Here is a 14,817-nt window from a genome sequence, read left to right on the forward strand (position 1 = left end):
CAAATTTTAATATGCTCATCTATCCTTTTTTTTGATATCAGAGATCTAATTCAAATTTAAAAGATTTAGATAATTATAGTACTATTTTTGTTTTCGAAGTATAAGTTTACATAATATTCTTTGAAAGGAGCATTTATGTCTAGATACGTTGCGATTTTCTTTGCATAAATTTTTACTAGTTTTGTTCTTTTTGTAACTTTTACAGTCATGTTTGGAGAAACACATTTAGAATAATCATTATTTTACTGCTATCATACTTAATTGCTCTTATTCATTATTTAATAGATAGGGTTAAGAAAAGCCCTTGTAAATCATACTAAAACATCCTAAGGGTGTTTTTTTGTTTTTTAGCATTAATTAAAAGTTATGGGTAAATAAATGAATAATTTGATAGTTAATAATACTTTGGATTGGTAAAATAATGAATAAGTGTTATTTACCTATTAGTATTTTTAAAATTAACTTTCAAGATACTAGCTAAGGAAATTTAGTTGAAAAAGTTACAGTTAGGCAATTTCTATTTGGAGAAATTAACTCTAATTTGGTTGGATATTCATTTAACTAAGGAGGACTCTGACCTATTATATAGTAGGTTTCATGACTGAAGTAATGAAGCTAATAAAGCATATTGAGTAATGTTTTGAGAAGGGCTTTATTTTAGTATTTTTAACTTATTGCAGATACAAGTTACCAATATTCGAGTAAATGACATCATTATGCAAGCTTTTGTGTAGGATAGGTGATCTTTATTTTTTACTAAAAGTGACTCTTCAAACTTAAAGAGTATTTCTTGTGAATCAAATTTTACAAGTTGAATAGGGAAGGAAGGATTAAATGAATAAAGGAACACAGATTTTGTATTATGGAGTTGCTCTGTTATTGGTTATTCTATTGCTCTCCGGTTGTAATGGTGGTACAGACAACACATCACATACCGATAATTCTGTGGTAGACATTAATGAAGTTGAGTCCAAGTCCACAACAGAAACAGAGCAATCTACTACGGATAATTCTAATGAAGCTTCTTTAGACGTAGACAAACGGAAGGAAAAACAAAATGCTCTTGGAAGCGAGGAAAATATACCATTATCTAAATACTCTCAAGAAGAAATTGAATACGCTAGAATTTGGTTGCAACTAGGCCCAAATCAAGAGATAGATGATTTAAATGTTAGACATTTTCTAGTTGGAACCCCACTTAACCCCGATGATGACACTAGCGCTAAGTATCTTGAAGATGTTATTCAGTTATCTGGGTCTCGATTAGTGGATGGTTCAGTTACATATAGTAGTAATTGGGACGGCACGATAAATGTCTACAACGTTCCTTTACGTTGGGATGGTATTTACCCAGCTAGTGAAAAATTCTACATAGATATTATTAACAACACAAAGATAATGTCCGTTGACACAGGTAATGATGAAGAAATTATAAATCTAGTTAAAAAAATAAGATTGAGTAATTAGATATTCGTTTTACATTATCAGGAGCATATGCAGCAAGAGGGGGTTACAAGCTACGGCTAGATAGCATGCAGCAGCTGTTAGACAAATATCCTCAAAACTTATTGAGATACCTCTACTGTTTACGACTATAAAAAATTCTTATATCGATTATAATAGTATTAAATGAAAATAATGAGAGAGGTTTTAACAATGTCAGTAAATTACCCACAAATAGAAGAAAGTGGACTAACGCAGTACATCCCACCTAAAGAAGAATACAATACATTTGAGAATGACGAGCATTACGAAGAACTGGGTAGGGAATGGGGCTTATTTGGCAAAACGCCTAAGAAAGATTTCTGGTACAAAGGAAAAGGATATAAGCGTTCTGTCAAAGTGGTCGGCTTTATAGAGTACGGTGTAACTGGAACTTTCCACACTTTAATTATTAAATTCGAGGATGGAAACATTTCTTGTATCCACCCTGATTATTTAAAAGAAATGCAAAAATCGACCTTTGGAAAAGAAACGGAAGAATCATTGGTCCCAGTTAAAAGCTCACCTAAAAAAGATAAATCGTTAACATCTACTACAAAGCCAAAAAATAAATCAACAAATGAAAAAGCGACTAAATCAGAAATCGCTTTACCAGAAGACAAAGTTACTTTTGTGGCAACGGTAAAGGGGTTTGGTACCAAGCCCAATCCTTTTAGCGATAATGATGATGAAATTTTACTACTAGATAATGTTAAGATTATAGCAGATAAGCAATTGGAAGTTGGTTTCGCATGGTGCGGATACAGTAAGACATTGAAGAAATTAGAGTTACAAGAAGGGCAATCATTAGAATTTAGTGCGAAGATCGTAAAGAAAAAACACAAAGAGTTTCCATATAAAATAAATAATCCTTCTAAAATTAAGGTTCAATAAAACAGAAGCCCACTCCTAGTGTGAAAATGTTAGGAAGTGGGTTGATTTTTCTTTCATGACATCTTCAAAGTTTCCTTTTTGAACCCAGTTTAACTCATGTATCGGTAATATGTTGATGTCATGGATAAGATATGAAAGGAAATACTAAAATAAGATATAAAAAATAACAGTTTAGATTATTGCTTAGGTTACGGAGAAAATTGGAGAACAAAATAATAATTGATAAAGTTAATCTTTAATAGTGAATAAGTTAATAAGTTGCTAAAAGACCTAAATAATAACGTACAAAGATTATCTAGGTGATTCAAATAATTGTCGTGAAGTGGAGGATTGATCATATGGTATTTTTTTATATTTTTATCTAGTTTACATAATATATATTATAGGAAGCAATTATAAAAAGATATAAATTGTCTCATAAACTAAGTAAACTTATGATAGTGAGACAGAAAATGAAATTAATTGTTAGCATTAATAATCCCGTCAGAATTAGAATTATAATTCTAGTTTTAGGTCTATCCTGTTTATTCTGTATTTGTTCAAGTATTGTTTCGTTATTGTTCTACGAAATAAACAAGCTACACACCACATCATTTCTTCTAAAACTGAACCCAATCGGTTCAAATTAACAAACACTTATATATTCATTGATTATATATTTTCATACTCTTTCTGGGAAATTTATTTCCTTTGTTGTATGATAAGTGATTTCATTTGAACTATTATTTCCTTTTCTTCCTTGCTCCAATTAATAGTAATTACTAAAACGGATTACTAATAGCTAAAGTGCTTCTTTGCTGATTATTTAAATCTTTAATAACCCCTCCCTTCTGTATTATTCTTCATATGTTTTTAGTATCTTGAACTAATATTAATTCCAGTGTTCTTATGTCTCTTTTTCTTAATCTTTGTTGCTATTTATATAAATAAACAGCATTCCTTCAATGGTCTAAGACCCCGATTATTCATCTTCGTTATAAAACCATAGCTCATTTAAATATGGATGGAAAGAATTTCATGTTTTTTCTATAAAACTTTTTTAAAGCCCTTTTCGTTTAATTAACTGTGATCAACAATTTCATGAATAGATTAATAGATCGTCAAAAAGGTCCAGTCATTTTTCCCATCAATGTAATTGGTAAGTCTATGGCTTGAATTTTGACCAATCTTCCTCAGTGTCATAGAAATTTTGTTTATAAAAATAATAATTAATAGAGGTGTTTTCCTTGAATTTAACTATTGATAAAGTAACAAAACAGTTTGGAGATAAATTAGCAGTAAACAATGTTTCATTTGAGTTAACTGATGGAGTTTATGGATTTTTAGGAGCAAACGGTGCTGGAAAAACGACATTGATGCGCATGCTCGTTACATTAATAAAGCCGACTTCGGGTCGAATTTTATTAGATGGGAAAGATATTGAAGTGTTAGATGAAGAATATCGTGACGTACTCGGTTATTTGCCTCAATACATCGGATTATATAAAAACTTTTCAGCTGAAAAGTATTTAATGTACATTGCTGCTCTTAAAGGTATTGAGAAAAAGGTAGCAGTAAGGAAAGTTGCTGAGCTTTTAGAGGTTGTCAATTTGACAGAGCACCGTAATAGAAAAGTTGGTAAGTTTTCAGGTGGGATGAAGCAAAGAGTTGGCATTGCCCAAGCACTATTAAATGATCCAAAAGTATTAATCGTTGATGAACCTACAGCGGGTCTAGATCCTGAAGAACGCATTAGATTCCGGAACCTTCTATCATCCATTTCAAAGGACCGAATTGTTTTATTGTCAACACATATCGTTTCTGATATTGAATTCATCGCAAAAGAAATACTTGTCTTAAAAGCAGGTCAGCTCATTCATAAAGAAAAGCCAGAAGAGTTACTAGAACAAATCAAAGACTATGTATGGACAATAAATGTAAAAGAGCATGAGGTACAAGCATTTCAAGCAAAATATAAGGTAGGAAATATTATTCGTCAACAACATGAAGTTGGAATTAGAGTCATTTCTGAAATGAAGCCTGACGAAAGAGCTATTACAGCAACTCCTAACTTAGAGGATCTCTATTTATATTACTTTGATCAGGAGGTAGCCATATGAAGCAGCTAGTAAAGTTTGAGCTATATAAATTATTTCGCCAAAAAGGAATTTACATTACTATGGGACTCATGTTTATCCTATTTAGTATGAATAGTCTTAGTGCTCATATTTCAACCTCCCCATATAAGGCTCTGCAGTTAAAGAGTGATTTACAGTTAGCCGCGGAAAATTGGGAAGGCACTATTACTGAGAAGAAATTAGAAGATGCGTCAAATATACAAGAATTGCTTACACCGAAAAGTATCGAAGGTACATTATCAGAAAAAGAAGTTGCTGAACAATTTGTGATAATGTCTCTATTTGAAAATGAAACGATGAATAGTTTAATAATTCCTAATAGATTATCTGAACTTCAAATTAATATGAGTAAATTAAACGAGAGTGATTTTTCATATAAGGAAGCTTTGTTAGAAAATAATATGTTGGTAGATTTGAATTTTGAAACATTCACCTATAGTAAAGGACCACAAGAAACAATAGGCTTTGCATATTTTTCACGATTTTTTACAAGTATAATGATCTTAATCGGTTTAGCTACCATATTTGTGAATGAAACGAATACGGGAATGGATCAGTTAATATATAGTAGTACACATGGTCGTCGTAAGAGTATCACAGCAAAAATTCTCGCTTCCATCATTTACGTATTGTTTGTGATTTTGTCTTGGTTAACATTTGATGTTTTAATGAACATGTATGTTTATGGGAATGGCGGATGGGATGCTCCTGTCCAAATGATCTCACAGCATACACCATATAACTTGACTATGTTGGAGTTTTTCCTCATTCAAACCGGTATTCATTTTCTAGTGGCTCTTGCTTTTATGACATTAGTTTTATTAGTGTCTGCGCTTTCAAAAAATACATTAATGTCGTTCATTATTAGTGCATCGATTTTTATCTTACCAACAATTTCATTTAGCATTCCGTTATGGGATTATGTGATGAAGTATAGTTTTGCGAACTTCATAACTGCACCTGATTTTGTTAATTCGTTCCATGCAATTAATATGTTTGGCATTCCAGTCTTAGACCCATTAGTACATTATCCTGCGATTTTTCTTATTAGTTTCATTTTATTGATTACTATTTACAGAACTATCAAGAGGAAGCAAATAGCATAGCAAGTTCAACAATGTAAAACTTCATTCTTTATTTCAGAACCAGCTACTATTGACCATATTAGCTGGTTCTATTTTTTTATCATGGCTCTTATTCCACCCAAAACTTTTAACCTTAGAAAGAGATTGAGTGAACCTCTCTATCTCTCCTTTGAATAAGTATAATACATTTGCTCATTTACACTATGATCAAATTAAAACACCTTCCGTAAAAGAAGGTGTCGATGAATATCGTACAACCATATGTTACATTTCTAATTGTTTAGCATCGTAAATCTTTACATCCAGTGGCGCAATGAGATATTCTGTTGCCTTGTTCGTAAAATATGTAAAATGTTCACTAGCGTTATGGCTGTTAACAGCCTCTAAATCTTTCCAAGCTTCTACCATTGTATACACACTATCCTTTTCGGTATCTTTCATTAGGTCATAGGATATATTCCCACCTTCTGCTCTAGAGGCAGTAATTAATGAACGAATATCTTCAAGAAATGCTTCTTCCTTCGCAGGGTTTACATGAGTCACAGCATGAATAATAATCATAAATCATCGTCCTTTCCTTTTTCTTTTCCTAGGTTAACTTCTTCATATCGTTATGTTATTAATATTTGTTTTGAATAATTACAACAGAACTTCTTGTGAGTAATCAGTTCAATTTATAGATGACAACCCTACATAATTTAATTATCAGTGTAGTTAAACAACAATCATTAATTTATACACTTCTTATTTTTTTATACATTCCATAAGGGCGATTGTTCTTTATCTTGTGGTGTATGTGCTAATTAAAATACTACAATGAATCAGATTAAATTCACATTCAATATGGACATACTATTCAAGACGACTCTGTGTACTTCGGAGACAAAATCCTTAATTACGAGCTCCTTTTTACTTATTTATATTTTCTATTTCTACTAATAATATATTTATATATGTAATATATAACCATAATAACTAAAAAAAGGTTTATAATAAATGAGATTTTTACATCATTAACAAAAAACGTGTATCTTCTATATGTATTTACATAGAGAAAAGAGTAGCGTTGAACGCTACCCCCTGTTCCTATTTTATTATCTTGAGCATTGAATTAGCATTTTTTTGGAATTCATACTTACTACTGAGTTCATCAACCTTATAACCTTGCGCTGTAAGGTAGTTGATGATCCTATCTATATGTTCATATCGGGTCCCTTCTAAATCTACTAAAGGAAAGATTCGAACTTCATCTTTTGTTACTCGCAATAGTTCATTTATGGTCTCTATATGGAAATCGTAATCTAATCTATCTGCATACATAAACAAAAAATGCGCAGATAACGTTATATCAAACTGTTCATTTGCAAATGGTAATGTTGGTAATGTAGCTGAAATATAACGATCACTTGATTGTTTCATGTGGCTTGTACAGTCATATAAAGCACTTTCCCGATGCTTTCTTAAGCCACCTAGATTACCGAAATAATTCCAAATATAATTACTTTTAGCTTGTTCCATATGCTTCATTGCGTGTGCTATGTCTCTCAACCCTTTCCCTTTTAAGGCTTCAACCGAATAGTCATAGACAATATCACAAGCAGTAATATTCAAACCTACCTTTTCCCCTATTGCAGCAAAAGAGCATGCACCAGCGGGACAATCTAGTATCTTTTTAGTACTTAAATCATCTTCAGAGAATGAAAACATATCCATGTATTCTTTGAATGTTCTCCCAATAAATATAATTCTTTCTAAATCCAACTTTGTACTTTGCTCAACTATGCTCAACTAACTCACCTCATATAACAAGAATTAGAATTATACTAACACATTATATTCAATCATGCTCGTTATTTATTGTTGTATAATTCTAAAGTAGCATAAAATCTTTTTATTAGTAGTACAGGCTTCTATATCAGATCTATTCGTTTTTAAATAATGGACAATTTCTTCTTGCATTTCAATCTGTATCAATTAACTAAAATAACCGAGGGTTTACACTTTATCCAAAGCACAACTCCTCAGTTTTAACTAATATTTATTTTTTTGTAACTAATTAGGCTTAGCAAGAAAAGGTTTTATATATTTGTAGTGGGGACAAAGCAGATAATTGCTACGAAGTTTCTCCGTCTATTAGTGGAATTTTAACCTTCAATCTTTAACAACCACAATATTATGTCTATTGGATGAAATTTGATTTATGGAAATTAGGTTAGAAGCTTAATAAGTTGTATGGTTAGATTAGTTAGTGACAACATGTTCATGTCAGTGACCATAACAATTTACTTTGATGGTGTAGGTGACTTTGTACTTCCGTATGGTACTGTTACCAAATACACATCCTTTATTTTATCATCTCGTTTTATAGCTAACTTTATTTCTTGCTGTGGAGGCATTTCAGTAATCACTCTTTCTAGATCATCATATGTCGTTACGGTTTGATCATTTACTGAAGTAATGAGGTCTCCGATTCGTAGTACTTCATCAGCCGGAGTGTTTGGGACAATCTTGACGATTTCTCGCGCTTTAAAGCCTTCTCGTTCTATTGTTTTGTGCTGCATACCTATCCAGCTGTTCCAAAACAAATGTCGAATATCCTCATTGTTTTCAATAACACTTTTCATATTTCTCATGAACTGGTATTGACCGAAAGAGCTATTTTCCATTTCCATCATTCCTAAGTCTCCAGTCCATAATCCATTGAACTCTAGTGTAACTAAGCTACCGTTATTTTGAGGGGTCACTGTCCAAATTGTTCTTCCATTATTTTCATCTTCCATAATGAGTCGCTTTTTTTCCACAATTTCAACGATTGTAGCGCTATGAGCTACACCCCATCCGTAATCTGCAGAAAATTTCCCACCGACTTTCAACTCGATTTTACAACTTTTTGTTTCCCACTTATTGCGTTCCTCACCGCTTGTTAGAGCCTTCCATACTTTTTCTGGTTTAGCATTAATAAATATCTCTCTTTTCACTGAATGATATGTTGTCACTCTAATCATCATCCTCCTCTAAATAATTTTTTAAGCTCGCAAGCTTATGATCTAATACCGCTTCTAGCTCTTGCTTCAACATCCCATATTGTTTTTGAAATATCTCCCTTTTCAAACCGTACAAACAGTATCTTCCCTCTCGCCTTTCATAAATCAACTCCTCTTCTTTTAAAATCTTTAAGTGTTTTTTAATAGCTGGTTGAGAAATATTGAACCTATTTACTATCTGAGATTGGGTTTTTTCATTATAAGATAGCATTGATAAAATGCTTCTCCTAATGGGGTCTGCAATTGCACGATAAAAATCTGTTATCCTCACCTCCGACATATAACCTTTTGGTTATATGTTAATATTACCATAATTTTCTTCATTTTCAAGTGCTATTATTAAATTTTCAGAAAATACACTTTGAAAAGTAATATTATTGTAAACAGATTGTATAACCATAATTTTTATAATAAACAGATTGAAATTTCTTAAGGTATGAAAATTACAGAGGAAATATCCGAGGAAATGGTTGAGGAAATGCATTGTGGATACCTTCAAGATGCTAATGCTATCAGTGAACACGTTATACAATCTTATGCTATAAGGTGAATAAGGTGAAGACTCACTCCACCTGATTAGTAGATGTCGAGTAAAAATCCAAAACCATTGCTAGATTATTACCCTGTAACAACATAGACCACTAAATGTTGGCGTTATGATGGACCATGCTTTTTCTCCATTCTCTATATACATCAAACAAAATGTTTGCTACATTATTGTCGGACTCACTATTTTTCAACCGATTTGGTACGTTATTACCTGCTATTACGAATATATAAGGATTTTTCGAGAAATGACCTAGTATACCTATATCCAAGATTAAGTCATGTAAACCACCAGTCATATGGGCAAGGTATTGTTTAGGTATTTGACGATGAGCGTCCTGCTGCCTGACCATACCTGTGATTAGTGGTATAAATATTTCGGGTTGTGTTTGATAACCATCGTAAATCTTTATTAAAATGTAAAGTAGGTCATTTATTGACCCGTAGTTTTGAGTATCTTGTGGATTTTTAGTAAGATTAAAACTACTAAAGTTTTCATCCCATAATTTATTGTTTACTTTCTCCCAACCACCGATGTATGAAACTATATGGTTTGCTATGACGTTATCGTGACATGCTATCATGACTTCAATCATAGTGCTTAACGGTAAAGAAGTCCTTTTTTGAAGGTGGGGGTAAATAATATGGCTGTCTTCTTTAGAGTCAAAGCTTACATGATTGATGATAGAGTTCCACGATAAAACCCCTTCTTCGATGTACTTTGCAACAACGTACCCCACTAAAACTTTACCTACTGAAGCTAAAGGTATAATAAAATCTGGATGATAAGAACAAATTAGATTATTCGTTTTTGTACAATAAACAACAGCACCATATTCCCCTTTATATTCTTCAAGAATATTCTTCACATTAATCATTAATAAATTCTCCTCTAAAGATAGTACAAGTTATCTTTTTTACTTGTTTTCAAATAGCTTGTTGCTTTTCGTACTTAAATATAACCACATCTATATCTTACGGTAGTAGCATCTTTACTACTTTTAAAATTTTTGAGACCTCATTAAGCTCTTCATTCTGTCCATTTATTTGTAAGAATAGCAACATGTTTATGAAAGGAGCCATTTCTATTGAAGAAAAGACCACTCGAATAAGATTTGGATCCTTATTTTTTCCAAGTACAAAAAAAGAGAAAATAAGGCAATTAATAAACAAAACTAATTTTGTTTAAAACAGTTTCAATTGTTGCAGTAAACGGTCGGCATACCTCGTTTTGCTTAAACCTGAAATATAGGCTACGCAAAAAATTTTTACGATTAACTAACAGACAATGCTGCTGCTGAGAGTTTTTTATTTGTTCAATATTATCAAATTGCTGTATCCAAGTTGTAATCTCTTCATCACTCAAGATATTTCTCTCCATAATACTTGTTACTGCAGTAATTAAACGTTCATCCTCTTCGTTTATATATGTGTAGTCTTTAATACATACTTTTTCTTTTACAGCTTCTAGAATATCAGTTAGCTGAATTTTTTTCATAACTTTACAAATTGCTAGTTCATTAAGTGCATCTGCTAAATGTGCTGTAGAATGAGCCCATCCCTTATTTTTCACAAATCCTCGAACATCATTTTCAAGTTTTGCATAGCATAAAACATTTTTATGTACGTGAAAAATTTCTTCTTCTGTCAGCAAATTTTCTCCATTTTGATTATGATACATTACAATTGAACTAACTATTAAAATAGCAAAAGCCCTATTAAAAACCGTATCATCTCCTTTTGCCCCTATGTTATAAAACAAATGTTGATCAGATAATGACAGCTTCAATAAATCTTTTAATTGATTATCTGATAAGGCTTTTTCTCTAATCAACTGGTGAAAAAGAGAATAAATTAGTTCATCTCTTAATTCTGAATCTGTTGATCCTAGATGTTTCATCATTGCAGTTGTTAATTGATCTAAATTTACATCTACTGGTACACTCCAGTTATTGGACTTAATTTGTAGTAGTAAAGATTTCAGCTGTTTAACTTCATTCATGTAAATCCAGCTCCTTATTATTTTGTAACTTTAAATCAAACACTCATTCATCATAACAAAACAACACTGACATAAACTTGTCAGTGTTGTTTATATTTTTTCATGATTTGTTGACATTTTTCAGATAAGTGACTTATAAGCATAGGTGGCTCAATAATCGTCACTTCATCTATATTCGTTATTGATAATCTTATAATATCATCAACATACGCCCAAAACTGTAACGTAACTATATTTCCACAGTCTTTTACGACAGAATCTAGAAACATATAATCATGTTTAACTGTTTCATATAGGCTCTTATCCATTGATAACGTAACATTTATTTTATCGTCTTGCCCTTGCTTCTTGTTTTGCATTAATTCATCTAGTAATGTTGAAGAATATGTATTTTCTGAAATACTTATTTGTTTTATTCTGTCTAATCTAAAGCATCTATCCTGCTTTCTTAGGTGGCAAAAACTATTAATATACCAACCACCACTATCATAGAATAGTTGATATGGAGTTACTTCTCTTTCAATCAGTACATTTGTTTTAGGTGAGTAGTACTGTATAACTATATTTTTGTAATCAAGAAAGCTATCAATAATAATTTGAATTACATCTTTCTTATAAGAACCTGGGAAAATATCATTTATAAAAAAAGTAATTTTCTCTAATAAAGTAAGATATTTTTCCTTCTTATTGTTATCTAGGATGTTAAGTAGCTTATACTTTAATGATACGTAGTCTTCTTGCATATTCGGAACTTTAATAATTTCTCCTAACCGCAAGCTCATTAATAAATATAAGATTTCTTTTTCGTTAAAAGCAACACTTGGTATGAAATAGTTATCATCTATTTGATAACCTCCACCAAATCCTTCTAAGGATATGATAGGTATGTTTAATTGACTAAGTGCCTCTATATCCCTATAAATTGTTCTTTCACTTACTTCAAATAGATCTGAAATTTGCTTAGCTGTTAGCTGTTCGTGTTCTTTTAATGCATAAATAATTCCAACCAACCGCTCCATCTTTTTCATATATAATCTCCTATAGTTTACGAGTTTTATGTTAAAAATTTATACTTAGATATAGCAACAATATTTTTTTAAAAAGAGTACCAAAGCAAAGGCTTTGATTATACTTCAGCTCCTTCAAATATCGTTATTGTAATCCGATTATATCAGAGTTTCATATATGTGTAGTTATAAAAAAAGAACTGGTTATGCTATTTAAGTATATAGGTTCCGGTTTTATACCAGAACCTTCATAATGGTTACATTATGTTTCCCAAATAAAAGCTAATAACTTGATTAACGCATCCACGATCCTCACACCTTTCCACATCGTAATTTAAGACTCTTTTCGGTATTTATTTGCTTCTTTTTTACTAACTTATTTGAAAAAGTGGTACCACGAACCTATACGAAAAAAGCCTTATTATATGTAGATGTTATGCGATAAGGTTATATGTGATACATGATCTATTGTACAATTTTAAACAATTGTGATATTCTAATCATAGACAAGCTGTTCTTGCATACAATAAAAAAGACCGCGAGTGTCGTCACCACTCACGGTATTGAACAATAAACGATTCCTAGAGGATCGGCTTATAGTCAAAGTAGACCACCCACTGCTCCGATAAAGCGTTAAGGGTGGTCTACTTTTTGTCGTTTTTGTTAAAAGACAGCATTGAAATGACGAGAGCAGCAAACGCTACAGCGAACATCAACGCTTCAAATACCGTCATATGCTTCACCCCCCTTTCAATGGGAATGAAGCCGACCACCCTTTAGAAATTCGTTATTGTATGCCTATTATATCACGATTACCTAATAATCCCCTAATTTAGTACAACCTCCAATTAATCCAACCCCTACCATATTATATGTAATCATACAAAAATACGTATAGAGTGATGTACAAGCATAAAAAAAATGTGCAAAGAACCGTCTAAAATCACCCATAACAAAATATTTCAGTTTTATACGTAACCTATTTAAACCCTATTTAGTATACATCTCTATACATAAATAAAACACATCCATATAATAAATTATCACTTAGTTTAGGAGTTGATGATGTGTGTAAAACACGATGTGGATGTAATCAAGCTGTTGGGCAAACCCTCGTTGATATGAATCAATTTGTATTACATCCAAATACTGCAAGTAGTATTGCTCAAAATATCCCCATTACACCAGATTTTTTGACATTAGCACAACTATCACTTGAACATCTTATGCCAGGGGATTTTGTTTTATTGAATGCCACTGTAGGGTCTGAGGTACTCAGTGATTCTCCAGAATTATTATATAGCATCTATCGTAACACAATTAGTCCATCAAACCTCATCTTTAGCACGAAAACAGAATTAGAAGGAAGTATTCCTAATTTTAGTAATGAATTCAGTATAGATACATTTAGTCATGTAGATAGAAATCCAACCTTAAGGAAAGTAAAATACATCCTAACCGTTGAGTGTGTTGATTTAAATGCTATGGCTCAAGTAGTAGGACCTCTCACTTTCGTTATACAACAAATCAGAAAACCTCAGTCAGGAAAGTGTATGTGTGACAAAACTGTTGCTCAAAAATTAATAGATATGAATCAATTTGTATTACATCCAAATACAATAGAAGCTTCGTCTGAAGATATACCATTATCACCAAATTTCTTGACGTTAGCAGAACTATCATTGGATAACATCATGCTCAAGGATCATGTTTTATTAGAGGCTACTGTTGGCACAGAAGCTTTAGCAAATGTATCTGAAATAATTTATAAAATATATCGGAATTCAGTAAGCCCAGCCAATCTAATTTTTAGTGCGAAAACAGAATTAGTAGCAGGTATTGATTTCAATATTGATAGCTTAACTCATGTTGATTTAAATCCACCTTTAGGGAAGGTTAAATATATACTTACAGTGGAAGGCCTTGCTCAAAATGCAATGGCCAGGGTAATAGGTCCAACTACATTTGTTATCCAACAAATTAGCAAAGATCAAATTGGAAAAAGTAGTTGCAGCATTCCTGCTAAAACAAAACTAATAGATGTACATCAGTATGTGTTAAATCCAAATACTTCAGCAAGTATTATGAAAAATATCCCTATATCACCACAGTTTTTGACACTAGTAGTATTAATTGTAGATAAAGTGATGATGGAAGAGAAGATTATATTAAATGCGACGATTGGCTCTGAAGTACAGGACGATTCACCTGAATTAATATATAAGATATATAGAAATACGGTAAACCCAACCAATCTAATTTTTAGTGCAAAAACCGAATTGGAAAATGAAGTAAACGATTTTAGCATTGATAGCTTTACACACGTTGATTTGAAACCAACTTTAGGTAAGGTGAAGTATATATTAACCGTAGAAAATACTGATGTTAACTCGATAGGATCAATAATTGGACCCATAACTTTTACATCTAAAAAAATCATTTCTAGTTAGACAGCATAGTTCCACTTAAAGTATTGAATGTTAAAAGCCAATCTATTCATGAATAGATCAGCTTTTAACATTTAAATATTCTAGGTTATTTTTTAATCAAATCATCCTTAGGTGCCACCCAAAAAGCGAAAATTAATGATGTAACAACGATTAATATAGGTGCATAGAAAATAATAAAGCTATTCATTCA

General features: G+C 31.7%; 14 protein-coding genes. 5 read left to right on the plus strand and 9 right to left on the minus strand.

The genetic code is table 11. The features are described 5' to 3' along the window. Nucleotides 1-834: 834 nt before the first annotated feature. The 4 genes from V1503_RS22420 (at nucleotide 835) to V1503_RS22435 (ending at nucleotide 5,599) form a co-directional block, all read left to right on the plus strand. Nucleotides 835-1,467, plus strand: a complete 633-nt coding sequence (locus V1503_RS22420; protein ID WP_410629220.1) for a YdeJ family lipoprotein — start codon at nucleotides 835-837, stop codon at nucleotides 1,465-1,467. Nucleotides 1,468-1,656: 189 nt separating this feature from the next. Further along, nucleotides 1,657-2,376, plus strand: coding sequence for a hypothetical protein (locus V1503_RS22425; RefSeq protein ID WP_410629221.1), 720 nt, complete (start codon nucleotides 1,657-1,659; stop codon nucleotides 2,374-2,376). Nucleotides 2,377-3,593: 1,217 nt separating this feature from the next. Next, on the plus strand, nucleotides 3,594-4,475 hold the full coding sequence (locus V1503_RS22430; RefSeq protein WP_496113375.1) for an ABC transporter ATP-binding protein: 882 nt from the start codon (nucleotides 3,594-3,596) through the stop codon (nucleotides 4,473-4,475). Continuing rightward, nucleotides 4,472-5,599 carry an ABC transporter permease gene (locus V1503_RS22435; protein WP_410629223.1) on the plus strand — a complete coding sequence of 376 codons (1,128 nt, stop codon included), beginning with the start codon at nucleotides 4,472-4,474 and terminating at the stop codon, nucleotides 5,597-5,599. The genes V1503_RS22430 and V1503_RS22435 overlap by 4 nt, the downstream gene beginning before the upstream one ends. A 243-nt stretch (nucleotides 5,600-5,842) precedes the next feature. Here V1503_RS22435 and V1503_RS22440 read toward each other — a convergent pair whose 3' ends face one another. The 8 genes from V1503_RS22440 to V1503_RS22475 all read right to left on the minus strand — a co-directional run bounded on the left by V1503_RS22440 (nucleotide 5,843) and on the right by V1503_RS22475 (nucleotide 12,911). After that, nucleotides 5,843-6,139, minus strand: coding sequence for a putative quinol monooxygenase (locus V1503_RS22440; protein ID WP_214481733.1), 297 nt, complete (start codon nucleotides 6,137-6,139; stop codon nucleotides 5,843-5,845). A 525-nt stretch (nucleotides 6,140-6,664) separates the two neighbouring features. Then, nucleotides 6,665-7,366 (minus strand): SAM-dependent methyltransferase, encoded by a 702-nt coding sequence (locus tag V1503_RS22445; RefSeq protein WP_410629224.1) that lies wholly within the window; start codon nucleotides 7,364-7,366, stop codon nucleotides 6,665-6,667. Nucleotides 7,367-7,860: 494 nt separating this feature from the next. After that, entirely contained in the window at nucleotides 7,861-8,583 is a 723-nt protein-coding gene (locus tag V1503_RS22450) for an SRPBCC domain-containing protein (RefSeq protein ID WP_410629225.1), read from the minus strand. Further along, nucleotides 8,576-8,902: a metalloregulator ArsR/SmtB family transcription factor gene (locus V1503_RS22455; protein WP_250886578.1), complete on the minus strand. Its 327-nt coding sequence runs from the start codon at nucleotides 8,900-8,902 to the stop codon at nucleotides 8,576-8,578. The genes V1503_RS22450 and V1503_RS22455 overlap by 8 nt, the downstream gene beginning before the upstream one ends. Before the next feature lie 361 nt (nucleotides 8,903-9,263). Then, nucleotides 9,264-10,046: a serine hydrolase gene (locus V1503_RS22460; protein ID WP_410629226.1), complete on the minus strand. Its 783-nt coding sequence runs from the start codon at nucleotides 10,044-10,046 to the stop codon at nucleotides 9,264-9,266. Between the two features lie 284 nt (nucleotides 10,047-10,330). Next, on the minus strand, nucleotides 10,331-11,170 hold the full coding sequence (locus tag V1503_RS22465; protein ID WP_214481738.1) for a DUF2785 domain-containing protein: 840 nt from the start codon (nucleotides 11,168-11,170) through the stop codon (nucleotides 10,331-10,333). An 80-nt stretch (nucleotides 11,171-11,250) separates the two neighbouring features. Continuing rightward, nucleotides 11,251-12,198, minus strand: coding sequence for a helix-turn-helix transcriptional regulator (locus tag V1503_RS22470; RefSeq protein WP_410629227.1), 948 nt, complete (start codon nucleotides 12,196-12,198; stop codon nucleotides 11,251-11,253). 623 nt (nucleotides 12,199-12,821) lie between these two features. After that, nucleotides 12,822-12,911: a putative holin-like toxin gene (locus tag V1503_RS22475; protein ID WP_352223147.1), complete on the minus strand. Its 90-nt coding sequence runs from the start codon at nucleotides 12,909-12,911 to the stop codon at nucleotides 12,822-12,824. A gap of 333 nt (nucleotides 12,912-13,244) precedes the next feature. On the opposite strand from V1503_RS22475, the gene V1503_RS22480 reads away from it, so the two are divergent. Next, on the plus strand, nucleotides 13,245-14,627 hold the full coding sequence (locus tag V1503_RS22480) for a hypothetical protein (RefSeq protein ID WP_410629228.1): 1,383 nt from the start codon (nucleotides 13,245-13,247) through the stop codon (nucleotides 14,625-14,627). 85 nt (nucleotides 14,628-14,712) lie between these two features. On the opposite strand, the gene cydS is transcribed toward V1503_RS22480, so the two are convergent. After that, a complete protein-coding gene (gene cydS / locus V1503_RS22485) occupies nucleotides 14,713-14,814 on the minus strand; it encodes a cytochrome bd oxidase small subunit CydS family protein (RefSeq protein ID WP_410629229.1) in 102 nt (33 codons plus the stop codon). Nucleotides 14,815-14,817: the final 3 nt, after the last annotated feature.

The organism is Nanhaiella sioensis (genome assembly GCF_046557775.1).
Taxonomy (GTDB): domain Bacteria; phylum Bacillota; class Bacilli; order Bacillales; family SM2101; genus Nanhaiella; species Nanhaiella sioensis.